Raw genomic sequence first — 26,937 nt, 5'->3', positions numbered from 1 at the left:
AAGTGAAACGCCGTGGAGCCGATGGTAGTGTGGGGAATTCCCCATGTGAGAGTAGGTCACCGCCAGACTATAAAATACCTTACCCTGACATTATGTCGGGGTTTTTTATATATAAAATCTGCACAAATTGCCATCCTAAATCTGTTCTGAATAAATTTATAATCTATTATACAATCTCATCTATAACTTTGTTTATTTGTTAGCAATGTTACGCTACTGCTTTATAATCTTATCCTAATTCTATATTTCAGGTTGAATGAATATATAATCAAAATAATGGTTTAAATTAGAATTGATAACAGTGATATTTGTTAACTATAAAATTTTTTTATAAAAATTAATTGGATCATGTAATATTTTAGTAAAAATAACTGACATTTTTCTTATGTTACTGATAATATAGATTATCTATCACTATTTTCTTATATAGCTATGATTAATATTTTATTGATTGATGATGATGTTGAACTATCTCAGATGTTAAGTGAGTACTTAACGAATGAAAGCTTTAAAGTTAAAGTTGTCCATCAAGGGCAAGAAGGTATTAATGAGGCGCTAACTGGCGAATATAAAGCGATTATTTTAGATATCATGTTACCCGATTTAAATGGTATTGATGTTCTTAAAAATATTCGCCAAACATTGAACACGCCTGTCATCATGCTAACAGCAAAAGGTGATAATATTGATCGTGTTTTAGGACTAGAACTTGGCGCTGATGATTATATTCCTAAACCATGTTATCCCAGAGAATTACTTGCCCGACTTAGAGCTGTACTACGTCGTATGGATGACAAACCACCTTATCCTGAATTTGATGACAAAAAATATATTTTTCATGATCTTACATTAGATATCCCACAACGTTTATGTATGTGGAAAAATACTACAATTGAATTAACTTCAACGGAATTTAATTTACTGACTTTATTAGTTAAAAATCATGAGCGTGTGGTTACTAAGGAAGAGTTATCTGAAGAAGGCTTAGGTCGTGCTCGAGAGTTGTATGATCGTAGTGTAGATGTCCATATTAGTAATATTAGACAAAAATTGCATCAGCTCACTCGTGATGCTATAACAATTGAGACAATTAGAGCTGTAGGTTATCGTATTAGATAATAACTTCGATGAACAGATGCTTATTTTGGAAGATACTCATTATATTTTGGGGTATCTTTTATCTCACTTTTCAATTAACTTGGATTGGTTTCACTTTTTATCTGGAAAATCGTGAATCTAAAATGTATTACCACATTCCAACAAAAGTTGAGATGATAGCACAGTTACTACAGATTTCCGGTGAACGTGAGGCGGTAAATTTTATTTCACATTTAGCTGAACCTGAGCGTTTATGCTTCTCAATTACCTTGTCCAGCGTGCAAGAAGAACTTCTGACTACAGGACCAAATTATTTAAAAGATGGTTCTTTTATCTATCAAAAAACCGCCGTTGCACCCGATGGTATCGTTTATTTAATTACTTTCAAAGATAACAATAAAAGTTATGCTAAAGGAGCTTTTTTTAACTTACCTGTTCCTATGTTTTTGATGGGAATTATTGGTGGTTTACTATTTAGTTTGTTTTTAGCATTAAATCTTACCCGACCCATGAAATTATTGCGACAAGGTTTTTATCAGGTGTCACAAGGTAATTTATATGTTCGACTTTATGAGCGCTTAAAGTCCCGTCATGATGAATTTAGTGAATTAGCAAATGATTTTGATTCAATGGTTGAACAATTAGATATTTTAATTACTGATAGACAAGTATTATTGCATGATGTTTCTCATGAACTTAGAACACCACTGGCAAGACTTCAATTAGCAATAGGATTGGCGCAACAAAATAAACAAAATATTGATAACGCTCTTGCTCGAATAGAACTGGAATCCCAACGGCTAGATGCATTGATCGGTGAAATTCTCAACTATTCACGAGCTGAAATGAATAATTGTCTTGATGAGTACTTTGACCTAAAAGAGCTCATTAATGTCATTGTTGATGATGCACGATATGAAGCTGCTCCTCAACATATTGTGATTAATTTTAAATGTGAGCCAATTATTCATTCTATTATTAAAGGAAATTCAGAGCAAATCAGGCGAGCGGTTGAAAATATTATTCGAAATGCAATTAGATTTTCTGAGAAAGAACAACAGATTGATATTCACTTAAAAGAAGTGGGGAAATATTTACAAGTTGTTGTCAGTGATCATGGCCCAGGTGTTGAAGAGCATAAATTATCAAGTATATTTGAACCTTTTGTCAGAATACAATCACCTCAATTAGGTAAAGGCTACGGTTTAGGATTAGCTATCGCCCGTAAAAGTATTAGTATGCACAATGGTACTATTCAAGCTAAAAATCAGGAAACAAAAGGTTTAATTATTACTATTAAATTACCTTATTGGCGTGGTTAATTTTTAATAACAATCTGGATTAACATCAAAAACATATTCTTCAATTAAATCACGTAATTTAATTTTATTATAACCAGCGAACGTTAATTGATTGATAATGGATTTTTCATTACTAGCTAAAATATTCTTGTATTGAGCTAAAAATTTCTTAGCGATGGGTTGATAAGACCAATGCCATTCTTCAGGTTGATATCCACCCTTTCGACCATGATTAAAAGACTGACAAAAACCGTATTTAGACATATTTGTTTGTAACCATTGAAAAAGAATTTTACCTTTTGGGTCTTGAGTAAAATAATCGGATGAAACGCTGGTGATATCAACATCTGTTCCCCAGTGGTGACGTGATGTTCCTGGCATTGAAGAATATTTTAAAATTTCTTGTGCTGTTTTTGGTTCATTTTTTAATTTTTTAAATAGCCTATCCCATTTGTTTTGCCAAATACTATTTTGATAAGCATAATTTCGTGTCGCACTGACAACAATAAAAGGTATATTAGGATGTGCGATTTTGAAATCTTGATAAGCTTTTGTTAATTGATCGGCGACTTCTTTTTGCAAATACATACCGGGTTTATTGACAGGTAAAATAGTAGAATCTAAGGCGACAAAATTAGGATCTGTCTTTTCGTTAAATTGTCCGATCAATTTGTTTAAAGGTATTGTTTCTGCCATAGTAGTAAAAGTTAGATTAAGTAAAAGAAAAAATAGAATTTTTTTCATGTTATCTATATCGCAAAAAATAGAATAATATTAGCCAGATGAATTTAAAAACAGTATAATCTCTCCTCAATTTTTTTCATATATTTTTTCGCCGCAATGTGTAAAAACGAGGCCATATGACAGTAGTAAATAATGTAGAAATGCAAACCGAATTATCGGCTCAATCTTTTGTATTAGATGAAGCATCTTTCGAAAAAGTAAATTTATTAAATTTCACCCGCCAAGAATTACGTGAATTTTTCAAAAATTTGGGGGAAAAACCTTTCCGCGCAGATCAAGTAATGAAATGGATTTATCATTTTGGTTATGATGATTTTGAACTAATGACCGATATTAATAAAAAATTACGTGATCAATTAGCCAAAATAGCTGAAATAAAAGCCCCTGAGATTGCTGAAGAACAGCGTTCTGCAGATGGTACGATTAAGTGGGCACTTGATGTCGGTCATAATCAACTAATTGAATGTGTCTATATTCCAGAAAAAGATCGAGCGACGTTGTGTGTATCATCGCAAGTGGGATGTGCATTAGCTTGCCAGTTTTGTTCTACTGCCCAACAAGGTTTTAACCGCAATTTACGCGTTTCAGAAATCATAGGTCAAGTTTGGCGAGCTTCAAAAGTTATCGGTTTGACCGGTAAACTCGCAGATAGACCGATTACCAATGTCGTAATGATGGGAATGGGGGAACCGTTATTAAATATTTCTAATGTGGTACCGGCCATGGAAATCATGTTGGATGATTTTGGTTATGGCTTGTCAAAGCGTCGGGTGACGTTATCCACATCAGGTGTAGTACCCGCATTAGATAAACTCGCTGGTATGATTGATGTCGCATTGGCTATTTCATTACATGCACCTAATGATGAAATTCGTAATCAAATAATGCCAATCAATGAAAAATATAATATGGCAATGTTACGTGATTCAATTCATCGTTATTTAGCCGTATCTAATGCTAATCATGGTAAAGTCACTATTGAATATGTGTTACTTAATCAAATAAATGATAGTGTCGAACATGCTCACCAGCTAGCTAGATTTCTAAAAAATACACCTTGTAAAATTAATCTTATTCCTTGGAACCCATTCCCAGGAGCACCTTATTCACGCAGTTCAAATACGCGAATAGATCGATTTATGAAAACATTAATGGAGTATGGTTTTACTGTCATTATTCGAAAAACTCGTGGCGACGATATTGATGCAGCATGTGGTCAGTTAGCTGGTGATGTAATTGATCGAACTAAACGTACTAAGTTGATTAAATCGTCGTTAAACAAAACACATATTGAAGTGAGACAAGCTTGACATTAAGAGGATTAAATCAATGATGCTTTCAAAAAAAAGGTATTCAGTCATTTTAAGCGTTGCAATAATATCTTGTTTAACCGGATGCCAATTTACTGAGCAGCAACAGGCAGAATTTAATCCAGAAAAGGCGGCATTTGCACGATTAAAATTAGGCTTAGGTTATTTGGTACAAGCAGATGTAGATGATTCCGCAGAAAATATTAAACGTGCACATTATAATTTAGCTTTAGCAAATCAATATTCACCAAATAATCCGAACATCATGCTTGGTATGGCATTGTTCGATCAACGTGTAGGTGAGTATGATGAAGCAGATATGATTTATAAAAATATCACTAAAATGGAACCCAATAATGGGCTCTATTTTAATCATTATGGTGCTTTTTTATGTGCCAGAGACCAATATGCTGAAGCAAAAAAACAATTCCAACATGCGATTAAATTAAACAATCCCATATGGAAAATTAATGGTTTAGAACAATTAGGTTATTGTGCCATACAAAATAATGATAAGGCTGAAGCGGATCAAACTTTTAAGCAATTATTTCGCTATGATCAAACTGCTCGAGATAGAGTGAGTAAATCAGCTAAAGATTATCGGCAGCGTGGTGCAATTTACGTTGCTGACTACTTAGACAATATTTCAAAATAATATTTTAATAAAAACAATTCGAGCAAATTTTATGAATTTTTTAACCGTTATGCTGTTGGCGTTTGCCATGTCGACAGATGCTTTTGCTGTGGCTGTTTGTAAAGGAGTATCACTCAATGTTCCTAAACTGAAAGATGCGTTTAAAGTGGGACTAATATTTGGTTTGATTGAAGGTATTACCCCCATGTTAGGATGGTTATGTGGTTTTCTCACACTACACTTTACTGAAAAATGGGATCACTGGATTATATTTCTTTTGATGTTATTTTTAGGTAGTCATATGATCTATAATTCTTTTCATGAAGATGATGAAACTCAAGAAGATAAAAACACTAAAAAACAGTCATTATTTTTGCTTGTTTTGACCGCAATATCAACCAGTATTGATGCATTTGCAGTAGGTATCGGGTTAGCGCTTGCAACAGTTAATATTGTTTTTGCATCTTGTATGATAGGTGCTGCAACTTGTTTAATGGTTACTTTAGGGATTTTACTGGGTAAGAAAATAGGGTCTTGGATTGGTAAACGAGCTGAATTTTTGGGCGGTTTAGTACTTATTGTGATTGGTTCAATAACACTTTATCAACATATTTCAGCTTAGATGTTTAAATCGTTGAAATTGGTGAGTGATAACGATAAGTTTAATAAAATTTGTACTAAATAGTCTTCAATCTCCACCTGTAATACGCTTTTGGGCAAGGTTAATCAGTAAATAACCGGTGTTAAGATTTTTAGGTTTGATATTATATATATTTTACAACCTGATCGTCTGAACTGAATATATAATTAAATGGTTCTAAATGACTAACAACAATAAAATTATCGTTATCCTGCCAAAACATGGCTACTACAAATTAAGTAGTGCCAAGCAAAAGTGTGATCCTTTTTGTTTTTTCTTTTCAATCTACTAATTATTATATCTTGGCAAACTTTATTACCATAACAGACAAATTTATCTAGATTTTTTAAAAATAAATAAGATTTCAAGGTATTATAGTTTTTTCGAATAAAATCCAATTTTAGAAGTATGTAAACATTGTTAAGATGTGAGATTTAATATCACTGATATAAATAACTTGATCGTTTTTATCGAATTACCAAGAACTTATTATCTTTAATATACCATTATAGTGATATCTAGACGGTAAAAGTCAAGCCGAAGGTTTAATGATATTTATGAGTGAAAAGGAAATTGTTTATTTAGTATCTCTATAAACGGTGTTCTTCATCACGACCAGTTACTGAGCTTATTTAATCCACTGAAATAGGTATTAATGATATATTATTTAAAAATATGTAACTAATAAAATATAGATGCACCATTTAGAGATAAGCTCAGAATTTCATTTATGATATTATAAATAATATTTATTGAAGACTAACTTTGAAAGGCCTTTTTATCAAATTTGTTCACTTTTCATTCAAATATTGAAGAACGCAATCAATATTTGAAAAACGAATAAAACTCAATAAATCAATTCTGTTTATATAATGAATGAGATATTGTTAACAATAATTTTTTCAAAAATAAAAAACCACTCTCATTTCTGGAGTGGTTTTTATTTTATTTAGCTATGGATAGGGGAAATTACATCATTCCACCCATACCTCCCATACCGCCCATACCAGCAGCACCTAAATCAGGTTTATCTTCTTTAGGAAGTTCAGAAATCATACATTCGGTGGTAATCATTAAACCGGCAACAGAGGCTGCATATTGTAATGCACTACGTGTTACTTTAGTTGGATCTAAAATACCCATCGCAATCATATCACCGTATTCTTCAGTAGAAGCATTATAGCCGTAATTACCTTGACCTGCTTTTACTGAGTTAGCAACAACGGACGCTTCTTCACCGCAGTTAGTTACGATTTGGCGTAATGGCGCTTCCATTGCGCGTAATGCAACTTTAATACCTACGTTTTGATCTTCATTATCACCTTCAAGTGATGAAATGACACTAGCTGCTCGAACTAACGCTACACCACCACCAGCAACAACACCTTCTTCAACTGCAGCGCGAGTAGCATGTAAGGCATCTTCAACTCGTGCTTTTTTCTCTTTCATTTCAACTTCAGTTGCAGCTCCAACTTTGATTACGGCAACACCACCAGCAAGTTTAGCTACACGTTCCTGGAGTTTTTCTTTATCGTAATCTGATGTTGATTCTTCAATTTGACCACGAATTTGGTTCACTCGCGCTTCAATTAGAGACTGCTCGCCAATACCATCAATGATGGTAGTGTTGTCTTTGTTGATTACAACACGTTTAGCTTGACCAAGGTCTTCTAAAGTTGCTTTTTCAAGTTCTAAACCAATTTCTTCAGAAATAACAGTACCTGAAGTTAGAATTGCAATATCTTGTAACATTGCTTTACGGCGATCACCAAAACCAGGTGCTTTAACCGCAGCAACTTTAACAATACCACGCATAGTATTGACCACTAAAGTAGCAAGCGCTTCGCCTTCAACATCTTCCGCGATAATTAATAAAGATTTGCCTGCTTTAGCAACAGCTTCAAGTACTGGCAATAATTCACGGATGTTAGAGATTTTTTTATCGACTAATAAAATATATGGGCTGTCTAATTCAACCGTTGCAGTTTCTGGTTTATTGATGAAATAAGGTGATAAGTATCCTCGATCAAATTGCATACCTTCTACAACATCTAATTCATCTTGTAAACCAGTACCATCTTCAACAGTAATGACACCTTCTTTACCGACTTTTTCCATTGCTTCTGCAATTAATTTACCAACAGTTTCGTCAGAGTTTGCAGAGATTGTACCTACTTGAGCAATAGCCCGTGAATCAGAACAAGGTTGAGATAGTTTTTTAAGTTCTTCAACTGCAGCAATGACAGCTTTGTCAATTCCGCGTTTTAAGTCCATTGGGTTCATGCCCGCAGCAACAGCTTTCAAACCTTCATTGACAATCGCTTGAGCAAGTACGGTTGCGGTAGTGGTACCGTCACCTGCTGCATCATTCGCTTTTGATGCAACTTCTTTAACCATTTGAGCACCCATATTTTCGAACTTATCTTCTAATTCGACCTCACGGGCAACTGATACACCATCTTTAGTAATAACTGGTGCGCCAAATGATTTGTCTAAAACAACATTTCGACCTTTAGGTCCTAATGTTACTTTTACTGCATCAGCAAGAATATTTACACCACGCAGCATTTTTGTGCGCGCATCATTACCAAATTTTACTTCTTTAGCTGCCATTCTTAATTTCTCCTAAAATTCTGTCTTTTATTCTGATTAATAACTTAATTATGCTTGAACGATTGCTAGAATATCGTTTTCAGAAAGGATTAAAACTTCTTCGTTATCAATTTTTTCAGCTTTTACGCCATAGCCTTCATTAAAAATAACAATATCACCAACTTTGACATCTAATGGCTGTACTTGACCATTTTCTAAAATACGACCATTACCTACAGCCAACACTTCACCACGAGTAGATTTACCAGCAGCAGAACCAGTTAAAACAATACCTCCAGCTGATTTTGATTCGATTTCTTTACGTTTGATGATCACGCGATCATGCAATGGACGAATTTTCATTTATTATTCTCCTAAACTAATTTCAAATTAAGTTTCAATACAGTGAATTAAAACAAAATCATAATATATGATCATATTACAATGTAGTTATCCTAAAATGGGGATTTATTTATATACTTCAAGGTAGATCGAAAAAAAATTTTTCAATTGACTAATTATTAATCATTTTTGCGCTTAAATTCTCCTTCGATAATATCAAGCTCAGCATCATTACTCGCTTTAAATTCATAACCATATGTTTTAATATTCATTTTAGGTATGATTTTGCTGAAAAGAAATCGTTGTATTGGGGATAATAATAAGATCACCCCTAGTATATCGGTAAAAAAACCCGGAATTAACAGTAAAAATCCAGCTATAAATAATGAGATATTTCTAATGACTTCATTGGTGGGATTTTCTCGATTAACTATTTTATTTTTCATTTGGATAAAATTTTTTATGCCTTCAGATTTAACTAAAGATAATCCAAAAATGGATGTTGCAAAGATAGCAATTAAAGTTAGCAATACACCGATCGTATTGGCTACTGCATTAAATATTGCAAATTCAACATAAAGATAGATGAAAAAACAGAAAAAACAAAATATACGCATAATTTGATGATTATTCCGAATAAATAACTAGATTAATATTAAATATTTAGGCTAAATTTTTATTTTCAACCTCAATTAAAACCTATTCCAATTTTTTTCAAGATATAAAATTTAGTATAATAATATTAGCAGCAGTCCAAATCGCCGCCTTATTTTTACAATTTTAATATCAAGATTTTGGTTGCCAACGTTTAAGTAATAATGCATTGGTGACGACACTAACACTACTTAATGCCATGGCAGCACCGGCAATCATCGGATTGAGTAAACCTAGGGCTGCAAGTGGTACACCAATAAGATTATAGAAAAAAGCCCAGAATAAATTTTGTTTAATTTTATGATAAGTTCTTCGTGAAATATCAATGGCATCTGCAATCAATAAAGGATTACCGCGCATTAATGTCATGGATGCGGTATGCATGGCCACATCTGTGCCTGTTCCCATCGCGATTCCAATATCTGCTGCAGCTAATGCTGGTGCATCATTAACACCATCGCCTACCATAGCAACTTTACCATAGTTTTTTTGAAGTTGATAAATTTTATCAGCTTTAACTTCAGGGGTAATTTGCGCAAAAACTTCATCAATGGATAATTCTTTTGCAATGGTGTTTGCAGAGTGAATATTATCACCGGTTAACATAATCGTTCGTACATTTAATTGATGTAAGGCAGTAATTGCTGTTTTAGCTTCTGGTTTTATCACATCAGAAAAACCCAAAATAGCTAAAATTTTGATAGTTTCAGATGCTTTTTCCGCCAATATAGAAATAGTTAGGCCTTTCATCTCCAATTCATCGATACTATTTTGTAGTTCTGTAACATCAGCGTTCATTGATTTTAGCCAACGGTAACTACCTAAATAATATTGATGATTATCAATTTCAGCTTTAACTCCCGAACCCGCTATATTTTTAAAACTTTGTGTATAGTGATAGGATAAATGTTTTTCATTAGCTTTGGTTATAACAGCTTTGGCTAGAGGATGTTCACTTCCCGATTGGATTGATGCGGCGATAGTTAATAAACTATTTTCATCAGAATCAGTTATAATTTTAAAAATCACCAATTCCGGTTTGCCAATGGTTAGTGTTCCTGTTTTATCGAAAGCGACAGCTTTCACGCTATGAATAGTCTCAAGAGCCTGAGCATCTTTAATTAAAATACCTTGTCGTGCGGCAACACCTGTTCCAACCATAATTGCAGTCGGTGTAGCAAGACCGAGTGCACACGGGCATGCAATCACTAACACGGCAATGGCATTAAGTAAAGCGTGCTGCCAGTCATGAGTATAAATCCCCCAAGTTAGTAAAGTTACTAAAGCAATTAACAAAATAATCGGTACAAAAATCGCACTAATGTGATCAACAATTCGTTGTATTGGGGCTTTTTTAGTTTGGGCTGATTCCACCATTTGAATGATTTTTGCTAAAGTTGATTCGTTTGATGTTGCGGTTGCTTCAACAACTAGTAAACCCTCGCCATTAATTGCCCCACCTATTACTGTATCATTAATTTGTTTACTTACGGGTAGACTTTCACCGGTAATTAATGATTCATCACTACTCGATGCGCCTTCTAAAATAATGCCATCAACTGCAATTCTTTCACCAGGTTTCACGATAATAATATCGTTTAATTTAATTTGATCGATAGGTAGTATCACTTCTTGTTCGCCACGTCGAACACGAGCCGTTTCTGGGCGTAGAGCAGTTAGTGCTTCAATAGCTTGAGTGGTCTGATGTTTGGCTTTAGATTCTAGCCATTTACCTAATAAGACTAACGTGATTATCACGGCAGACGATTCGAAATAAAGATGAGGTATTTGGGGGCTATGCCAATATTTAATCAATTCAAAAACGGATAATCCATATGCTGCACTGGTGCCAAGGGCGACTAAAAGATCCATATTACCGGTCAAGGCTTTAACTGCTTTCCAAGCGCTCTGATAAAATTTTGCACCTAAAATAAATTGTACTAATGTAGCAAGTAAAAGTTGTAGCCAACCCGGTAACATTAAATTAATTCCAAACGGCATCAAAAGCATAGGTATTAGTAATGGTGAAGCTAATAATGCTGCTAAAAGAACTGGAATGAAAGAAGGTTGTTTATAATGATATTTTTGTGGTTCTTGTTCATTGATGAATTCGGCATCATATCCTGCTTTTTTAACCGCGGAAATAAGATCAGCTCCATTAAGATTATTTCCACTTATTGTTGCCGTCTCAGTTGCTAAATTAACGACTGCGTTCTGAACACCAATCACTGATTTAAGCGCTTTTTCAACGCGATTAACACATGAAGCACAACTCATTCCCGTTATCGATAATGAAATATTTGAAGGTTCGCTGATATTAGATAAAGGTATAGCATGATAACCAGCATCGTCAACGACTTTGATTAAAGTGGTTAATTCTACAATTTCATTGGTTTTTACGATTGCTTTTTCGGTTGCTAAATTCACATTAACATCTACAACGTGCGGGACTTTTGTTAATGCTTTCTCAATCCGATTAGCGCATGTAGCGCAAGTCATTCCTTCAATGATAAATTGATACTGATTCAGTTTCATGGTCCTTCCTATCAATAATATTTTGATAAAAATGATTTAAATTTAATCAATGATATATTAAAAATCATTGTTATACATTCGATATTTATTTAATTATGTATACCTATATTTAATATCGTGTATAAATAATACTGGTTTTTGCGGAGTAAATATGATATAAAACGCGTGCTTTATTCTATATAAATAGAAGAAGTAAAACACTTTAATTTTATTAACGTTATAACACACACATATTACCACACTTTGCCGGGGTGCTTTAATTTTTATTAAAGTCGGTTAGAGCGAATATGTGGAGGCATAACCCCAACTTTTTAATGAGGAAATCATGACTACAGTCTCTATGCGCGATATGCTGCAAGCTGGTGTACATTTCGGTCACCAAACCCGCTATTGGAACCCAAAAATGAAACCATTTATTTTTGGTGCTCGTAACAAAGTTCATATCATTAATCTTGAAAAAACGGTTCCAATGTTCAATGAAGCATTAGATGTACTAAATAAAATCGCTGCTCGTCGTGGTAAAATTTTATTTGTGGGTACTAAACGTGCGGCAGGTGAAGCGATAAAACAAGCTGCAGAAAATTGTGGACAATTTTATGTTAATCACCGTTGGTTAGGTGGTATGTTGACTAACTGGAAAACCGTTCGTCAATCTATTAAGCGTTTAAAAGATTTAGAAACACAATCACAAGATGGTACTTTTGATAAATTGACTAAAAAAGAAGCCCTAATGCGTACTCGTGAAATGGCTAAATTAGAAAATAGCCTAGGTGGTATTAAAAATATGGGTGGATTACCAGATGCAATTTTTGTTATTGGTGCAGACCATGAACACATTGCAATTAAAGAAGCCAATAATCTTGGTATCCCAGTGGTAGCGATTGTTGATACTAACTCAGATCCAGATGGTATTGATTACGTTATTCCAGGTAATGATGATGCTATTCGTGCGATTCAACTTTATGCTAATGCAGTATCTGATGCAGTACGTAGTGGTCGTGAGCAAAATCAAGCACCAGTTGCAGAAGAAACTTTTGTTGAAGAATCTGTAGCGGCTGCTGAATAGTATTTAAAATATTATTTGCCTTATAATTAGGGAGGAGTTTACTCCTCCTATCTTGTGTATCAAATATAATTTACTGAAAATGTTTTGAGTAAATGACAGAATTTCAAACAGAGGGTTAAAAAATGGCTGAAGTAACTGCCTCTATGGTTAAAGAACTGCGCGAAAGAACTGGCGCAGGCATGATGGAATGTAAAAAAGCGTTAGTTGAAGCAAATGGTGATATTGAATTAGCCATTGATAATATGCGTAAATCAGGTCAAGCTAAAGCGGCCAAAAAAGCGGGTCGTGTGGCAGCTGAAGGTGTCATTGTTTCAAAAATTTCTGCAGATAAGAAATTTGGTGTGATTTTAGAAGTTAACTGTGAAACGGACTTTGTAGCAAAAGATGCGGGCTTCTTGGCATTTAGTAATAAAGTTGCTGAAGCTGCACTTGCTGATCGTATTAGTGATGTTGCTGTATTACAAGCAAAATTTGAAGAAGAACGTACTGCATTAGTAGCTAAAATTGGTGAAAATATTGGTATCCGTCGTGTGGCTGAAATTGCCGGAGATGTTGTAGGTAGCTATCAACATGGTGCACGTATAGGTGTTTTAGTGGCAGCTAGTGGTGCTGAAGATGAATTAGTTAAACATATTGCTATGCATATCGCCGCAAGTAAACCAGAGTATGTTAATCCAGAAGATGTTTCAGCGGATGTCGTAGCACATGAACGTCAAATTCAAATTGATATCGCTATGCAATCAGGTAAACCACGTGAAATCGCAGAAAAAATGGTTGAAGGTCGTATGCGTAAATTTACCGGCGAAGTTTCTTTAACTGGTCAGCCATTTGTTATGGATCCATCAAAAACAGTTGGTGATTTGTTAAAAGAGAAAAAAGCAACTGTAGCAACATTCATCCGTTTTGAAGTGGGCGAAGGTATTGAAAAAGTTGAAGTTGATTTTGCTGCAGAAGTTGCTGCAATTTCTAAACAGTCTTAATTTATTGGTAAATATATGAAAACCGCCTCTTTGGCGGTTTTTTTTATCAGCAAAATACTTTAAAATTAGAGAGATCAAGTTATTATTATTTATCTATAGGATTTTTCCGCAATGACAAAGCAAACTCCCTGTTATAAACGTATCCTTTTAAAACTGAGTGGTGAAGCATTACAAGGTGATGAAGGTTTTGGTATTGATGCCTCTGTCCTTGACAGAATGGCATTAGAAGTGAAAGATTTGGTTGAAATGGGTGTTGAAGTCGCGTTAGTTATTGGTGGGGGTAATTTATTCCGTGGTGCAGGACTTGCAAAAGCCGGTATGAATCGAGTTGTTGGCGATCACATGGGAATGCTAGCGACAGTTATGAATGGATTAGCGATGCGTGATGCATTACACCGTATTGAAGTTAATGCTAGATTAATGTCAGCGATCCCCTTAAATGGTGTTTGTGATGATTATCGATGGACGGAGGCGATTAGTTTATTACGGCATGGAAAAGTAGTTATCTTATCCGCTGGAACGGGTAATCCATTTTTTACAACAGATTCTGCTGCCTGCCTTAGAGGGATCGAAATAGAAGCCGATGTGGTATTAAAAGCAACCAAAGTTGATGGAGTATATTCTGCAGATCCCGTTAAATATGCTGACGCACAGCTATACAAAACACTCAGCTATGAAAAAGTATTAGATGATGAATTAAAAGTTATGGATTTAGCAGCATTCACCTTAGCCAGAGATCACAATTTACCGATCTGTGTCTTTAATATGAATAAGCCTGGCGCACTTCGCCGCGTTATTTTAGGTGAACAAGAAGGTACTTTAATTAATAATGATGTGAAAGTGAGTTAATATAAAAGGAAAAGGTTTTTACTATGTTAAATGAGATTCAGAAAGATGCTCAAGATAGAATGGAAAAAAGCTTAGAAGCGTTCCAAAATCATATTGCAAAAATACGTACTGGTCGAGCATCACCAAATTTATTAGATGGAATTATGGTTGAATACTATGGCAGTGCAACGCCACTGCGTCAGTTAGCAAATATTGTTGCTGAAGATTCTAGAACACTTGCAATTACTGTTTTTGATAAGTCTTTAACACCAGCAGTTGAAAAGGCAATTTTAGCGTCAGATTTAGGACTAAATCCAGCGTCAGCAGGTACGGTAATTCGTGTACCATTACCACCATTAACCGAAGAGCGTCGTCGTGATTTGACCAAAATCGTGCGCAGTGAGGCAGAACAAGGACGTGTATCGATTCGTAATATTCGTCGTGATGCTAATGATCAAATTAAAACATTATTAAAAGATAAAGAAATTTCCGAAGATGATGAACGAAAATCGCAAGAAGTTGTCCAAAAGATAACCGACTCAATGATCAAAAAATTAGATGGCTTTCTTGTGGAAAAAGAAAAAGAATTAATGGAATTCTAATTTTCACTGTATATTTACCATGATAATCCGATAAAAATCGGATTATTTTTTATCTATATTTTATTAAACATTGTTTAATTTTGGTAAAAACAAGGTTGAATATTGATCACAATTGTTAATTTTTTGTTAAATAGTGTCGAATTTTCCAATTTTACCTAAACATTTATTGACTTGGCATAGGTAATTAGGTTTAAAATAACGGGCACTAATAAAATTATAAAAGCGATTGTTTTACACTTTTTATTAAAACCATAATGAAAGTGTGGGGCGATATTTTTCTTTTTTTAATAATTAAGGTAAGAGGTAATATGACAATCTCTTCTCCAAGTTCACCACAGGAATATATTAAACACCACCTTCATAGTTTACAGTTTGGTGAGGGTTTTTGGGCGTTTAATCTCGATTCCTTATTTTTCTCAATTTTGCTAGGTGTAATATTCTTGTCTATATTCCATCGGGTAGCCCATAAAGCAACTACGGGAGTTCCTGGAAAATTACAATGTGCAGTTGAAATGATCATTGAATTTGTTGATAAGACCGTTAAAGACATGTTTAGTGGTCAAAATAAATTGATTGCACCATTAGCTTTAACCATATTTGTGTGGGTGTTTTTAATGAATCTTATGGATTTATTACCAATAGATTTCTTACCATACATTTCACAACAACTAGGTTTGCCTTATTTACGTGTCGTGCCTACAGCAGATGTTAGCATTACGATGTCAATGGCTATAGGGGTATTTTTATTAATTATTATCTACACGTTTAAATATAAAGGTGTAAAAGGATTTATTAAAGACTATACTTTACATCCTTTTAATCATTGGGCTTTCGCTCCGATTAATTTACTATTGGAAACAGTTAGTCTATTATCTAAACCGATTTCTTTAGGTCTACGGCTGTTTGGAAATATGTATGCAGGGGAACTTATTTTTATCCTTATAGCAGCATTAATTCCTTGGTGGTCGCAATGGGTTTTATCTTTACCATGGGCGATTTTCCATATTTTAATTATTACGTTACAAGCATTTATTTTTATGGTGTTGACGATTGTCTACTTATCTATGGCATCGGAAACAGAAGATCACTAATAAACAATTATTTTTAATGATATTACTGGAGTATAAAGATGGACATGAGTATGTTATTTATAGCTGCTGGATTGATGATGGGATTAGCTGCAATTGGTGGAGCAATTGGTATTGGTATTTTAGGAGGCAAGTTCCTTGAAGGTGCTGCACGCCAACCAGAATTAATGCCAATGTTACGTACTCAATTCTTTATCATTATGGGATTAGTTGATGCAATCCCAATGATCAGTGTGGGTATTGCTTTATATACTATTTTCGCTCGCGCTTAATTAGCTATTATTTAATATGAGTAATGTAAGAGGAATTGTCTCATGAATATGAATGCAACGCTCCTCGGCCAAGCAATTACATTTGTATTGTTTGTTTGGTTCTGTATGAAGTTTGTTTGGCCTCCGATTATCAGTGCGATTGAAAAACGCCAAAAAGAGATAGCTGACGGGCTTGCTTCAGCAGAAACAGCAAAAAAAGATTTGGAATTAGCCAAAGCTAATACATCTGACATAATGCAACAGGCTAAGGTTGAGGCGAATGCTATTATTGAGCAAGCAAATAAACGCAAAGCATCAATAATCGAGGAAGCCCAACAAGAAGCGACTCGTGAAAGAGAAAGAATTGTTGCACAAGGTCTTGCTGAAGTTGAGGCCGAACGCAAACGAGCCCGAGAAGAGTTAAAACAACAGGTTGCAAGGCTTGCCATTGCTGGTGCAGAGAAAATTATTGAACGTTCTGTTAATGAAGCCGCTAATAGTGACATTATTGACAAACTAGTAGCAGAATTATAAGAGGAGATTGAGCAATGGCTGACTTTATTACAGTTGCTCGCCCTTATGCTAAAGCTGCTTTCGATTTTGCTGTTGAACATAATCGCATTGAAGCATGGCAAAAGATGCTAACTTTAGTGTCACATATTAGTCAGGATGAACAAATTAAAAGTGTTTTGACATCCGATATGAAGCCAGATTCAATTGCGCAGTTATTTATTAATGTTTGTCGTGAGCAACTTGATGAATATCAAGCAAATTTTATCAAAGTGATGGCAGAAAATAAGCGATTAATTTTACTGCCAGATGTGTTAATGCTTTTTGTTCAATTTGTGTTAGCAAAACAAGCCGTGGCAGATGTTGATGTAATATCTGCAACGCCGTTAACAGATGCACAACTTGATAAAATTGCAGCTGGAGTCGAACAACGTTTATCTCGAAAAGTAAGACTGAAATGTCATATTGATAAATCAATCATGTCAGGTTTTATTATTCGTTCGGGTGATATGGTTATTGATAGTAGTATTAGAGGGCGCCTTAATCGTTTAAGTGACGCGCTACAGTCTTAAGGGGACTGATAATGCATCTAAATTCAACTGAAATTAGTGAACTAATTAAAGAGCGAATTGCTCAGTTCAATGTTGTGAGTAATGCTCACAATGAAGGAACAATTATATCCGTTAGTGATGGAATTCTTCGTATTCATGGTTTAACTGAAGTAATGCAAGGTGAAATGATTGCATTGCCAGGAAATCGTTATGCAATGGCACTTAATTTAGAACGTGATTCTGTTGGTGCTGTGGTAATGGGACCTTATGAAGACCTTGCTGAAGGTATGAAAGTTCAATGTACCGGTCATATTTTACAAGTCCCGGTAGGGGAAGGCTTGCTTGGACGTGTTATTAATACGTTAGGTGAACCTATCGATGGTAAAGGAGCACTTCAGCATGATGGTTTTTCACCTGTTGAAGTCGTCGCGCCAGGAGTTATTGAGCGTCAATCGGTTGATCAGGCTTTACAAACTGGTTATAAAGCGGTTGATTCAATGATTCCAATCGGGCGTGGACAACGTGAATTAATCATCGGTGACCGTCAAACAGGTAAAACAGCGTTGGCAATTGATGCAATCATTAATCAACGTGATTCAGGCGTTAAATGTATCTATGTCGCGATTGGTCAAAAACAATCTACTATCGCTAATGTTGTACGTAAATTAGAAGAGTATGGTGCACTGCAAAACACGATTGTGGTCGTTGCTTCTGCATCAGAATCGGCAGCATTACAATATTTAGCACCTTATGCAGGTTGTGCAATGGGTGAATACTTCCGTGATCGTGGTCAGGATGCACTTGTTGTTTATGATGATCTTTCAAAACAAGCGGTCGCTTATCGTCAAATTTCATTATTATTACGACGTCCGCCTGGACGTGAAGCTTACCCTGGGGATGTATTCTACTTGCATTCACGTTTATTAGAACGTGCAGCACGTGTTAACGCTGATTATGTAGAGCAGTTTACAAAAGGGGAAGTTAAAGGTAAAACCGGTTCATTAACTGCCTTACCAATTATTGAAACCCAAGCTGGTGACGTATCTGCTTTCGTTCCGACCAACGTTATTTCGATTACTGATGGTCAAATTTTCTTAGAAACGAATTTATTTAATTCTGGAGTACGTCCCGCAGTTAACCCAGGTATTTCGGTATCGCGTGTTGGTGGTGCGGCACAAACTAAAGTAATCAAAAAATTATCAGGTGGTATTCGTACTGCTTTAGCTCAATATCGTGAGTTAGCTGCATTCTCACAGTTTGCTTCGGATCTTGATGATGCAACGCGTAATCAGTTAAGCCATGGTGAAAAAGTAACTGAATTACTTAAACAGAAACAGTATTCACCTTTGACCGTCGCTGAACAGTCTGTAGTGCTATTTGCAGCAGAACGTGGTTATTTAGAAGATGTTGAATTGCCAAAAGTATTGGCTTTTGAAGCAGCGCTTCTTTCTTATGCGCACAGTCAATATACAGATTTTATGGCTGAGCTTGCTAAAACTGGTAATTACAATGATGATGTTGAGAATAAGCTAAAAGAAATTCTAGATAGCTTTAAATCTACACAGACTTGGTAGTTATCAAGCAGAGGTGAATAAATGGCTAATGCAAAAGAGATAAGAACGAAAATCGCAAGTATTCAAAGTACTCAAAAGATTACACGAGCGATGGAAATGGTTGCCAACTCTAAAATGCGAAAAACGCAAGATAGAATGGCAGCAAGTCGTCCTTATGCAGAGTTAATACGTAACGTAATTGGACATTTAGCGTTAGTACAATCATGTGTTAAGCATCCTTACCTAAATGAACGGGATGTTAAGCGTGTTGGTTACCTGATCATTTCAACCGATCGAGGTTTATGTGGTGGTTTAAATATTAATTTATTTAAAACTGTTGTAGCTGATATGCAGAATTGGCAGGAAAAAGGTGTTGAATCTGATTTAGCTGTGGTTGGGTCACGTGGCGTTTCTTTTTTTACTTCGTTAAAAGCTAATATTTTAACACAAGTAACAGGGTTAGGTGATGATCCAACCCTTTCTGATTTAATCGGACCTGTGAAAACAATGTTGCAAGCTTATGATCAAGGTAAAATTGACCGTCTATATATTGTGACTAATCGATTTATCAATACCATGACGCAAAAACCAATGATACAACAGTTGATACCACTTGAACCTGCTGATGATGAAGAGCTTAAATCTAAAACTTGGGATTATATCTATGAACCAAGTGAAAAATCATTATTAGATGTGACAGTTCGTCGTTATATTGAATCACAAGTTTACCAAGCTGTTGTTGAAAACTTGGCAAGTGAACAAGCGGCCAGGATGGTCGCAATGAAGGCGGCAACTGATAATGGTGCAAATCTCATCAGTGAGTTACAAATTGTCTATAATAAAGCACGTCAAGGTGCTATTACTAATGAGTTGATAGATATTGTATCGGGCGCAGCAGCAGTTTCAGGTTAACGTTAAAGTCATGTTGCATTTTAATGTGCAACTGATTAATTAAGATTAAGACATAGAGGATTAAAGATGGCTACTGGAAAGATTGTCCAGATTATCGGCGCAGTTGTTGATGTCGAATTTCCAGAAAATGCGGTACCAAATATTTATGACGCATTAGAGGTGGAAACTGGCGCAGATAAACTTGTTCTGGAAGTTCAGCAACAATTAGGTGGCGGTGTCGTATGCTGTATTGCAATGGGATCTACTGATGGATTACGTCGTGGATTAAATGTTGTTAATACCGGTCATGGTATTGAAGTTCCTGTTGGTACTGAAACACTAGGTCGTATTATGAATGTGTTAGGTGATCCAGTTGATAATGCTGGTCCAATTAACGAAAAAGAGCGTTGGGGGATTCACCGTAATGCACCAAATTATGACGAGCTAGCTAACTCGACTGAATTACTTGAAACAGGTATAAAAGTAATCGACTTAATTTGCCCATTTGCTAAAGGTGGTAAAGTTGGTTTGTTTGGTGGTGCCGGTGTAGGTAAAACAGTTAACATGATGGAATTAATCCGTAATATCGCGATTGAACATTCAGGTTATTCTGTATTTACTGGTGTGGGTGAACGTACACGTGAAGGGAATGATTTTTATCATGAAATGCGTGAATCAAACGTACTTGATAAAGTATCATTGGTTTATGGTCAAATGAATGAGCCACCAGGAAATCGTTTACGGGTAGCTTTGACGGGTTTAACTATTGCCGAAAAATTCCGTGATGAAGGTAAAGACGTTTTGTTATTTATTGATAACATTTATCGTTATACGTTAGCGGGTACTGAAGTATCTGCATTATTGGGTCGTATGCCATCTGCGGTTGGGTATCAACCTACATTAGCTGAAGAAATGGGACAATTGCAAGAGCGTATCACATCAACTAAAAAAGGATCGATCACTTCGATTCAAGCCGTTTATGTGCCAGCTGATGACTTAACTGACCCATCACCAGCAACAACATTTGCCCACTTGGATGCAACAATTGTATTAAGTCGTCAAATTGCATCATTAGGTATTTATCCGGCAGTGGATCCACTTGATTCAACTAGCCGTCAATTAGATCCGTTAGTTGTTGGTCAAGAGCATTACGATTGTGCGCGTGGTGTTCAATCAATCTTACAACGTTATCAGGAGTTGAAAGATATTATCGCAATTCTTGGTATGGATGAATTATCTGAAGATGATAAATTAACCGTTGCTCGTGCGCGTAAGATACAACGTTTCTTATCTCAACCGTTCTTTGTTGCTGAAGTATTTACTGGTTCGCCGGGTAAATATGTTCCATTGAAAGATACGATTAGTGCTTTTACAGGTATTATGAATGGTGATTATGACCATTTACCTGAACAGGCATTCTATATGGTTGGTTCAATTGATGAAGCAATTGAGAAAGCAAAATCTCTGTAAGAGATAATTAGTGTGGAGAGTGTATTATGGCACTAACTTCCTATCAATTAGAAGTTGTTAGTGCTGAATCTCACCTTTTCTCAGGTGAGGTTCAGCGAATCAGAATAACCGGTAGCGAAGGTGAACTAGGTATTTATCCTGGTCATACTCAGCTGCTAACAACGATTAAACCCGGTATGGTTGGTATTGTTAAAGCTGATGGGGAAGAAGAATTTATCTATCTATCCGGTGGTATTTTAGAAGTGCAACCAACAATGGTGACTATTCTGGCCGATACGGCGATTCGTGGTGAAGATCTTGATGAAGCGAGAGCAAAAGAATCGGTAAGACAAGCTAAAGAACATATCAATAATCCAAGTGGTGATATGACTTATGCACAAGCATCAGCTGAATTATCAAAAGCACTGGCTAAATTACGAGTTATCGATTTAACACGAAGTAATCGCTAATAGCTATCTATTCCGTTATCGTGCTGTAGGCACGATAATTTCTTTCTTCTTTCTAAAGTTTAATAAGGCGTATCTATAAATATCTATATCCAGGATGAATACGTTATTATTCGACTATGATCAAATCATACGTATCGGTTAATAAGTGACTTTTCTGGTAATCCATATAACGTCAACAGTTCTCTAACCCCAGTCTATTCGTTTTTTGTGCAAGATGTATATTGATCTTTTTCTATATAAACAGCTTAATAATTAATTTTTGCGATTTAAACTAACATAGTTTAGCTTAATTTCTAAAAATAATGTTCAACTATTAAATTGCAGTATATCGATAGGTAAAAATCGGGTAAAAATAAATAATCACTATGTAATGAGAGCCACCATGACTTCAAATGTAGAAAGAGATGTTTTAAAAGAAACAAAATAGGGAACTTGCTTACTTGTTTAGTTATTATAAAATAAAATGCTGGCTGAGGACCATATTGAAAAATCAATTTAATTACAATAAGCTTTGAAATTACATTTTTTTACTGATTTAGGATTTTAGATTGCTTAAAAAGCTTATATCGGAATGATGATCTTTTGAATCAAGCTTAAAGCATGAAAATAAAGACTTTTTTCAAGGGTTTAATCATGTCAAGACGCTATCTATAAAAGAATATATTAGTTAAAACATGTCATTAAAAAGTAAGGGAAGAAAGAATTAATTAATATAATTTTTTTGACCAACCTAATTTATTAGATAAATTTTTAAAGTAATTATAATTAGCGGTGTGAATAAGGTTAAATTCACATTGAGAACGTTTAATAATGATTTCATCATTTGCTTCAGCTGTTAGGATAATTTGACTATCGCAGGAAATTTGGAGTTGTTCCTTAGTAGTTGGGCATTTAAGTTTAATCACATTATCACTTTTTATCACTAGCGGTCTAGCAGATAATGAATGTGGAAACATTGGTGTTATAATAAAAGCATCCAAGTTAGGCGTTATAATAGGCCCTCCAGCGGAAAGTGAATAAGCAGTAGAACCAGTTGGTGTGGATATGATTACGCCATCGGCGCGTTGTGAAAATGCTTTTTTATTATTAATATAAGCATCATATTCAATCATATGTGCCACATGCTCAGGATGAAGAACGATTTCGTTGACAGCAAAACTAGAAACTGTGTTTGTCCCTTTTTTATTGTAGATGGAAACTTCAAGCAAAAATCGTGGATCATCGATATATTCACCTGATAAAACTTCGCTTAAACTATCAATCGCATTATTGGGATTAATATCAGTTAAAAATCCAAGATTTCCACGATTGATACCAATAATTTTAATTTTATAATGTGCCAAATAACGTGCGACTCTTAAGATATTACCATCCCCACCTATTACAATAGCGAGTTCGGCTTGCTGACCAATTTCTTCCAATGAAGCATAATGCTCAACGGCAAATGAGAGGTGATTTTGTAGTTTATCTTCAACTAAAACTCGATAGTTGTTACTTTTTAACCATGTATAAATTATTTGATGAGTAGCGAGCGCAGCAGGTTGTCTTGGAATACCGATTAATCCAATGCAATTAAATGGTTTACTCATAAAATCATCCTTAGTAATTTATTGATTATTTGCAATAAAATAGTTTTATTCCTTCCGCTTGACGGTCTGGTCTTGTAATATTGAATTTTATCCCCATAATACCTTAAATAAAAATATTTTTGATAATTTTCGGAGTAACCTATGACTGATCAAGAAAAGACTATGTCAGAAACTAATGAAGATATTAACACAAAACCAGAATCGACAGATAATTTTGCTGATACAACATCTGAAAAAGACGTGCAGCAATCACAGTTGGAAGCCTTACTAAAGGAAAAAGATCAACTCATTGCGAATCTGGAAAAAGATCTACAAATCGCTAAGAAGAATGAAAGCGAAGCAATGGTACGAGCAAGGGCCGAAATTGATAATGTGCGTAAACGTGTCGAACAGGATATTGAAAAAGCACATAAATTTGCGTTAGAAAAATTTTCCAATGAGTTATTACCGGTGATTGATAATCTTGAACGTGCTTTGCAAGCTACCGATAAAGAGAATCCAGAGCATAAAGCAACGGTAGAAGGATTAGAATTAACCCTTAAATCATTTTTAGATACTGTGAAAAAATTTGGTGTTGATATTGTGTCTACCGAAGGTGGTCAATTAAATCCAGATGTACATCAAGCTATTACTATGATTGAATCGCCAGAACATCAATCAGGGCAAATTGTTAATACAATTCAAAAAGGTTATACCCTAAATGGTCGTTTACTTCGTCCAGCAATGGTAGTTGTGGCAAAGTAAACCCTATGCTCATATCTGAGCTATATCGTTACTTTTATTGATTTAATAACTAAAAAAGCCATATTTTTATTATGGCTTTTCAATGTTTAAATTCTATTTATTTAAAATTTATTGATGCCACACTCCACGAATAGGACGTGCATAATGGGCTAATATAGCAATCATACAGATTTCAATTGAGGCTGACCAGTAGATATGTCCAAGAATTTCACTCCATAATTCATAACCATTAAGATTCCATAACCAACCGACTTTACCATGATCATAAGCTGGGTTTCTAAAACCAAATAATGGAATGAAAAAACCATGCATGATGACAGTGATGAGAATACCGTATAATGCTCCATACCACTTCCTAATGGTATTCCAAAAATAAGCAATATATACATAAACAAAAGCAAAGGCAAAGCTGAATAACCAATGGTAAAGCGTTACTGCACCATTAACCGTCGTAGCTTGATATATATAATCAAGGCTATGCGAATTAAAACCTGTCCAACCTAACCAAGCATCAATATTTGCCCCAGGTGGTGAGACTTCGCCTGGTTGACGAGGTGGCATATTGACTTCTGAGCCCCATTTTACTAACGAACTCATAAATCCACCAATGAGAGTGGTCCAAATTATAATTTTACAATCAACACTATTTTTAAATACTTTTAACATATTAATATCTCTTTAAGATAAAAACGCAATTATTATTATATAGTTAAATCAGGTAAAAGACACTTAACACATGTACCATGCGATGTATTATTACGATTTTTTATAATTAATTTACCACGATGTAATTTTATGATTCGACTAACAATACTTAACCCCAGGCCAACGCCTTTATAGCGCCTATCCATACGAAAAAAAGCCTGAGTTAATTGAGACAGTTTCGATTCATCAATACCAATACCTTCATCGATCACTTCAATGATGATATGATGATCAAATTGATGGCAATCGATAATAATTTGGCTGTTTGGTGGACTGTATCGTGATGCATTTTCTACTAAATTACGTAATAAAAGACAAATTAGGGTATGATCGCCTTTAAATAATAAGGGGCCATCACTTAATTGCCAGATTAAGGTTTGCTGCTTTGTCTGTAGCATATCTGTAAGTTCATTTGCAAGCTGATTAAAAATATCAGTCTTAAAATTGACGGTTTGTTCTGAACCGCTGATAAACTTTTGGCTGGTACGTGCTAAAGTGAGTAACTGTTCAACCGTATTAACTAAACGATCGATTCGTTCGATTAATTCCTGACAGTCGATATTTTCATTACGTTCTAATAATTCCAAATGTAAGCGTATACCGGCTAAAGGTGTTCTTAATTCATGGGCAACATCCGCAGTAAATAAGCGTTCTTGTTGTAATGTTTCATCTAATCGCATAAATAATCCGTTTAATGCTTGTGTAATCGATTTAATTTCATTCATTTGGCTTAGCGGATCAATTGGCGTCAGATTTTCTGCGGTACGCAGTGATAATTTTTTTTGTAATCGCTCTAATGGCTTGGTGATTTTTTTAATTGCCTGATAAGCCAGTAGTAACGTAATTGACATAATTGTAAAGGTTGACACTAATAATACTAAGATAGCTTCAAATTCTTCTTGTTTAACAACTGTATCGGTTATTTTTTTGCTGAGCGTTAAATCAACCATAACATCGATTTGTTCTTTACTTTCATGCCATAACCATAATACGGTAATTGTTTGACAAACAAGCATAAGTAAACCAAGTGTAATAAACAGATTCCAGCGAATACTATATTTTAGGTTTACGAATGTTTGTTTTAATTGCATTTTTGGTATTTCCTAGCGATGATGATTAATTTAAAGTAAAACGATAACCGTAACCTCGAACGGTTTGAATAAATTTTTTGCCAATTTTTTGTCTAAGACCATGAATATGAACTTCAAGTACATTTGAATTAGGATCACTACTCCATGTATATAAATCATTTTGTAATACTTCACGATGAATTTGTTGCTCCGGTTTAGTCATTAATCTGGCTAATAAGGCAAACTCTTTTGGTGTGAGTGTAAGAGGAATTTGATTATCAAACGCGATGTGTTGTTTAAGATCAATCGTAAAACGGCCACAACAAATAATATTATGGCAAATACCTTCATGACGACGAATTAAGGCTCTCACCCGAGCAAGTAACTCTTGTAAAGCAAAGGGTTTAATTAAATAATCATCGGCACCTAAATCTAAACCTTCGACGCGATCTTCAATTGTATCACGGGCAGTTAGAATCAATACTGGTACAGCATTGTTTTGTTTACGCCATTTGCGAAGTAATTGCAAACCATCACAATCAGGTAAACCTAAGTCAAGTATAATAACACTAAATACAAAGTTTTCTATCAATTGTTCAGCTTGTTTACCATTTTCGGCAAGTTCACAAACAAAACCTTCAGCAGTCAATGCTTTATGCAATCCTTTTTGTAATAATGTATCATCTTCGGTTATTAATATTTTCATTAGCTACCCTTATTCATTATGATTTATTATCCAA

The 26,937-nt window shown here is 34.9% G+C and carries 27 protein-coding genes; 18 read left to right on the top strand and 9 right to left on the bottom strand.

What is annotated here, in order from left to right; all coding sequences use genetic code 11:
* The first annotated feature begins 435 nt into the window (after positions 1-435).
* Together JMI89_RS11085 and JMI89_RS11080 are read left to right on the top strand one after the other, a co-directional pair.
* The gene (locus JMI89_RS11085; protein WP_187756169.1) at positions 436-1,119 is read left to right on the top strand and encodes a response regulator transcription factor; all 684 of its coding nucleotides are present in this window, start codon (positions 436-438) and stop codon (positions 1,117-1,119) included.
* Between the two features lie 122 nt (positions 1,120-1,241).
* Complete coding sequence (locus tag JMI89_RS11080; protein WP_220680076.1) at positions 1,242-2,420, top strand: ATP-binding protein; 1,179 nt, start codon at positions 1,242-1,244, stop codon at positions 2,418-2,420.
* A gap of 3 nt (positions 2,421-2,423) precedes the next feature.
* On the opposite strand, the gene JMI89_RS11075 is transcribed toward JMI89_RS11080, so the two are convergent.
* The gene (locus JMI89_RS11075) at positions 2,424-3,143 is read right to left on the bottom strand and encodes a M15 family metallopeptidase (RefSeq protein ID WP_220680075.1); all 720 of its coding nucleotides are present in this window, start codon (positions 3,141-3,143) and stop codon (positions 2,424-2,426) included.
* A 140-nt stretch (positions 3,144-3,283) separates the two neighbouring features.
* On the opposite strand from JMI89_RS11075, the gene JMI89_RS11070 reads away from it, so the two are divergent.
* The 3 genes from JMI89_RS11070 to JMI89_RS11060 are packed head-to-tail and all read left to right on the top strand — an operon-like array spanning position 3,284 to position 5,709.
* The gene (locus JMI89_RS11070; RefSeq protein ID WP_187756168.1) at positions 3,284-4,453 is read left to right on the top strand and encodes a bifunctional tRNA (adenosine(37)-C2)-methyltransferase TrmG/ribosomal RNA large subunit methyltransferase RlmN; all 1,170 of its coding nucleotides are present in this window, start codon (positions 3,284-3,286) and stop codon (positions 4,451-4,453) included.
* Positions 4,454-4,472: 19 nt separating this feature from the next.
* Positions 4,473-5,108: a hypothetical protein gene (locus JMI89_RS11065; RefSeq protein ID WP_187756156.1), complete on the top strand. Its 636-nt coding sequence runs from the start codon at positions 4,473-4,475 to the stop codon at positions 5,106-5,108.
* Positions 5,109-5,139: 31 nt separating this feature from the next.
* Positions 5,140-5,709, top strand: coding sequence for a manganese efflux pump MntP family protein (locus JMI89_RS11060; RefSeq protein WP_220680073.1), 570 nt, complete (start codon positions 5,140-5,142; stop codon positions 5,707-5,709).
* 987 nt (positions 5,710-6,696) lie between these two features.
* On the opposite strand, the gene groL is transcribed toward JMI89_RS11060, so the two are convergent.
* From groL to JMI89_RS11040, 4 genes are all read right to left on the bottom strand, one after another.
* Entirely contained in the window at positions 6,697-8,340 is a 1,644-nt protein-coding gene (groL, locus tag JMI89_RS11055) for a chaperonin GroEL (protein ID WP_220680072.1), read from the bottom strand.
* A 48-nt stretch (positions 8,341-8,388) separates the two neighbouring features.
* A complete protein-coding gene (locus JMI89_RS11050; RefSeq protein ID WP_187756153.1) occupies positions 8,389-8,682 on the bottom strand; it encodes a co-chaperone GroES in 294 nt (97 codons plus the stop codon).
* A gap of 158 nt (positions 8,683-8,840) precedes the next feature.
* Positions 8,841-9,278 (bottom strand): FxsA family protein, encoded by a 438-nt coding sequence (locus tag JMI89_RS11045; RefSeq protein WP_187756152.1) that lies wholly within the window; start codon positions 9,276-9,278, stop codon positions 8,841-8,843.
* 169 nt (positions 9,279-9,447) lie between these two features.
* Positions 9,448-11,850: a heavy metal translocating P-type ATPase gene (locus JMI89_RS11040; protein WP_220680071.1), complete on the bottom strand. Its 2,403-nt coding sequence runs from the start codon at positions 11,848-11,850 to the stop codon at positions 9,448-9,450.
* Positions 11,851-12,175: 325 nt separating this feature from the next.
* Here JMI89_RS11040 and rpsB point away from each other — a divergent pair, with 325 nt between their 5' ends.
* From rpsB to JMI89_RS10980, 12 genes are all read left to right on the top strand, one after another.
* Positions 12,176-12,916: a 30S ribosomal protein S2 gene (gene rpsB, locus JMI89_RS11035; protein WP_187756150.1), complete on the top strand. Its 741-nt coding sequence runs from the start codon at positions 12,176-12,178 to the stop codon at positions 12,914-12,916.
* A 122-nt stretch (positions 12,917-13,038) separates the two neighbouring features.
* A complete protein-coding gene (gene tsf, locus JMI89_RS11030; RefSeq protein WP_187756149.1) occupies positions 13,039-13,896 on the top strand; it encodes a translation elongation factor Ts in 858 nt (285 codons plus the stop codon).
* Between the two features lie 111 nt (positions 13,897-14,007).
* Positions 14,008-14,745 carry a UMP kinase gene (gene pyrH, locus JMI89_RS11025; RefSeq protein ID WP_187756148.1) on the top strand — a complete coding sequence of 246 codons (738 nt, stop codon included), beginning with the start codon at positions 14,008-14,010 and terminating at the stop codon, positions 14,743-14,745.
* 23 nt (positions 14,746-14,768) lie between these two features.
* A complete protein-coding gene (gene frr, locus JMI89_RS11020; RefSeq protein WP_187756147.1) occupies positions 14,769-15,326 on the top strand; it encodes a ribosome recycling factor in 558 nt (185 codons plus the stop codon).
* A 308-nt stretch (positions 15,327-15,634) separates the two neighbouring features.
* Positions 15,635-16,417: a F0F1 ATP synthase subunit A gene (gene atpB / locus JMI89_RS11015; RefSeq protein WP_187756146.1), complete on the top strand. Its 783-nt coding sequence runs from the start codon at positions 15,635-15,637 to the stop codon at positions 16,415-16,417.
* 38 nt (positions 16,418-16,455) lie between these two features.
* Positions 16,456-16,686, top strand: coding sequence for a F0F1 ATP synthase subunit C (gene atpE, locus JMI89_RS11010; RefSeq protein WP_187756145.1), 231 nt, complete (start codon positions 16,456-16,458; stop codon positions 16,684-16,686).
* 42 nt (positions 16,687-16,728) lie between these two features.
* On the top strand, positions 16,729-17,199 hold the full coding sequence (gene atpF, locus JMI89_RS11005) for a F0F1 ATP synthase subunit B (protein WP_187756144.1): 471 nt from the start codon (positions 16,729-16,731) through the stop codon (positions 17,197-17,199).
* Positions 17,200-17,213: 14 nt separating this feature from the next.
* Entirely contained in the window at positions 17,214-17,747 is a 534-nt protein-coding gene (gene atpH, locus JMI89_RS11000; RefSeq protein ID WP_187756143.1) for a F0F1 ATP synthase subunit delta, read from the top strand.
* 11 nt (positions 17,748-17,758) lie between these two features.
* A complete protein-coding gene (gene atpA / locus JMI89_RS10995; RefSeq protein ID WP_187756142.1) occupies positions 17,759-19,300 on the top strand; it encodes a F0F1 ATP synthase subunit alpha in 1,542 nt (513 codons plus the stop codon).
* 21 nt (positions 19,301-19,321) lie between these two features.
* Entirely contained in the window at positions 19,322-20,191 is an 870-nt protein-coding gene (gene atpG / locus JMI89_RS10990; protein ID WP_187756141.1) for a F0F1 ATP synthase subunit gamma, read from the top strand.
* A gap of 66 nt (positions 20,192-20,257) precedes the next feature.
* Positions 20,258-21,640, top strand: a complete 1,383-nt coding sequence (gene atpD, locus JMI89_RS10985; protein WP_187756140.1) for a F0F1 ATP synthase subunit beta — start codon at positions 20,258-20,260, stop codon at positions 21,638-21,640.
* Positions 21,641-21,666: 26 nt separating this feature from the next.
* Positions 21,667-22,089, top strand: coding sequence for a F0F1 ATP synthase subunit epsilon (locus JMI89_RS10980; RefSeq protein ID WP_187756139.1), 423 nt, complete (start codon positions 21,667-21,669; stop codon positions 22,087-22,089).
* Positions 22,090-22,796: 707 nt separating this feature from the next.
* On the opposite strand, the gene nadK is transcribed toward JMI89_RS10980, so the two are convergent.
* Positions 22,797-23,678, bottom strand: coding sequence for an NAD(+) kinase (gene nadK / locus JMI89_RS10975; RefSeq protein ID WP_187756138.1), 882 nt, complete (start codon positions 23,676-23,678; stop codon positions 22,797-22,799).
* A gap of 141 nt (positions 23,679-23,819) precedes the next feature.
* Between nadK and grpE the strand changes: the two genes are divergently transcribed.
* Complete coding sequence (gene grpE / locus JMI89_RS10970) at positions 23,820-24,422, top strand: nucleotide exchange factor GrpE (RefSeq protein WP_187756137.1); 603 nt, start codon at positions 23,820-23,822, stop codon at positions 24,420-24,422.
* Positions 24,423-24,530: 108 nt separating this feature from the next.
* On the opposite strand, the gene JMI89_RS10965 is transcribed toward grpE, so the two are convergent.
* The 3 genes from JMI89_RS10965 to JMI89_RS10955 are packed head-to-tail and all read right to left on the bottom strand — an operon-like array spanning position 24,531 to position 26,903.
* On the bottom strand, positions 24,531-25,088 hold the full coding sequence (locus JMI89_RS10965) for a DUF1440 domain-containing protein (RefSeq protein ID WP_187756136.1): 558 nt from the start codon (positions 25,086-25,088) through the stop codon (positions 24,531-24,533).
* A 35-nt stretch (positions 25,089-25,123) separates the two neighbouring features.
* Positions 25,124-26,218: a two-component system sensor histidine kinase PmrB gene (gene pmrB / locus JMI89_RS10960; protein ID WP_187756135.1), complete on the bottom strand. Its 1,095-nt coding sequence runs from the start codon at positions 26,216-26,218 to the stop codon at positions 25,124-25,126.
* Between the two features lie 25 nt (positions 26,219-26,243).
* Positions 26,244-26,903 (bottom strand): response regulator, encoded by a 660-nt coding sequence (locus JMI89_RS10955; RefSeq protein WP_187756134.1) that lies wholly within the window; start codon positions 26,901-26,903, stop codon positions 26,244-26,246.
* Between the last annotated feature and the right edge of the window lie 34 nt (positions 26,904-26,937).

The organism is Frischella sp. Ac48, assembly GCF_019641635.1.
GTDB classification, from domain to species: Bacteria; Pseudomonadota; Gammaproteobacteria; order Enterobacterales; family Orbaceae; genus Frischella; species Frischella japonica.
Note: the sequence above shows the minus strand (reverse complement) of the source record. Positions and strands in the feature narration are given on the sequence as shown.

Bases quoted from the DNA above. Each gene is read 5' to 3' on its own strand.
- JMI89_RS11080 (WP_220680076.1), top strand. From the start codon at position 1,242: ATGTATTACCACATTCCAACAAAAGTTGAGATGATAGCACAGTTACTA.
- JMI89_RS11075 (WP_220680075.1), bottom strand. From the start codon at position 3,143: ATGAAAAAAATTCTATTTTTTCTTTTACTTAATCTAACTTTTACTACT.
- JMI89_RS11070 (WP_187756168.1), top strand. From the start codon at position 3,284: ATGCAAACCGAATTATCGGCTCAATCTTTTGTATTAGATGAAGCATCT.
- JMI89_RS11065 (WP_187756156.1), top strand. From the start codon at position 4,473: ATGATGCTTTCAAAAAAAAGGTATTCAGTCATTTTAAGCGTTGCAATA.
- JMI89_RS11060 (WP_220680073.1), top strand. From the start codon at position 5,140: ATGAATTTTTTAACCGTTATGCTGTTGGCGTTTGCCATGTCGACAGAT.
- groL (WP_220680072.1), bottom strand. From the start codon at position 8,340: ATGGCAGCTAAAGAAGTAAAATTTGGTAATGATGCGCGCACAAAAATG.
- JMI89_RS11050 (WP_187756153.1), bottom strand. From the start codon at position 8,682: ATGAAAATTCGTCCATTGCATGATCGCGTGATCATCAAACGTAAAGAA.
- JMI89_RS11045 (WP_187756152.1), bottom strand. From the start codon at position 9,278: ATGCGTATATTTTGTTTTTTCTGTTTTTTCATCTATCTTTATGTTGAA.
- JMI89_RS11040 (WP_220680071.1), bottom strand. From the start codon at position 11,850: ATGAAACTGAATCAGTATCAATTTATCATTGAAGGAATGACTTGCGCT.
- rpsB (WP_187756150.1), top strand. From the start codon at position 12,176: ATGACTACAGTCTCTATGCGCGATATGCTGCAAGCTGGTGTACATTTC.
- tsf (WP_187756149.1), top strand. From the start codon at position 13,039: ATGGCTGAAGTAACTGCCTCTATGGTTAAAGAACTGCGCGAAAGAACT.
- pyrH (WP_187756148.1), top strand. From the start codon at position 14,008: ATGACAAAGCAAACTCCCTGTTATAAACGTATCCTTTTAAAACTGAGT.
- frr (WP_187756147.1), top strand. From the start codon at position 14,769: ATGTTAAATGAGATTCAGAAAGATGCTCAAGATAGAATGGAAAAAAGC.
- atpB (WP_187756146.1), top strand. From the start codon at position 15,635: ATGACAATCTCTTCTCCAAGTTCACCACAGGAATATATTAAACACCAC.
- atpE (WP_187756145.1), top strand. From the start codon at position 16,456: ATGGACATGAGTATGTTATTTATAGCTGCTGGATTGATGATGGGATTA.
- atpF (WP_187756144.1), top strand. From the start codon at position 16,729: ATGAATATGAATGCAACGCTCCTCGGCCAAGCAATTACATTTGTATTG.
- atpH (WP_187756143.1), top strand. From the start codon at position 17,214: ATGGCTGACTTTATTACAGTTGCTCGCCCTTATGCTAAAGCTGCTTTC.
- atpA (WP_187756142.1), top strand. From the start codon at position 17,759: ATGCATCTAAATTCAACTGAAATTAGTGAACTAATTAAAGAGCGAATT.
- atpG (WP_187756141.1), top strand. From the start codon at position 19,322: ATGGCTAATGCAAAAGAGATAAGAACGAAAATCGCAAGTATTCAAAGT.
- atpD (WP_187756140.1), top strand. From the start codon at position 20,258: ATGGCTACTGGAAAGATTGTCCAGATTATCGGCGCAGTTGTTGATGTC.
- JMI89_RS10980 (WP_187756139.1), top strand. From the start codon at position 21,667: ATGGCACTAACTTCCTATCAATTAGAAGTTGTTAGTGCTGAATCTCAC.
- nadK (WP_187756138.1), bottom strand. From the start codon at position 23,678: ATGAGTAAACCATTTAATTGCATTGGATTAATCGGTATTCCAAGACAA.
- grpE (WP_187756137.1), top strand. From the start codon at position 23,820: ATGACTGATCAAGAAAAGACTATGTCAGAAACTAATGAAGATATTAAC.
- JMI89_RS10965 (WP_187756136.1), bottom strand. From the start codon at position 25,088: ATGTTAAAAGTATTTAAAAATAGTGTTGATTGTAAAATTATAATTTGG.
- pmrB (WP_187756135.1), bottom strand. From the start codon at position 26,218: ATGCAATTAAAACAAACATTCGTAAACCTAAAATATAGTATTCGCTGG.
- JMI89_RS10955 (WP_187756134.1), bottom strand. From the start codon at position 26,903: ATGAAAATATTAATAACCGAAGATGATACATTATTACAAAAAGGATTG.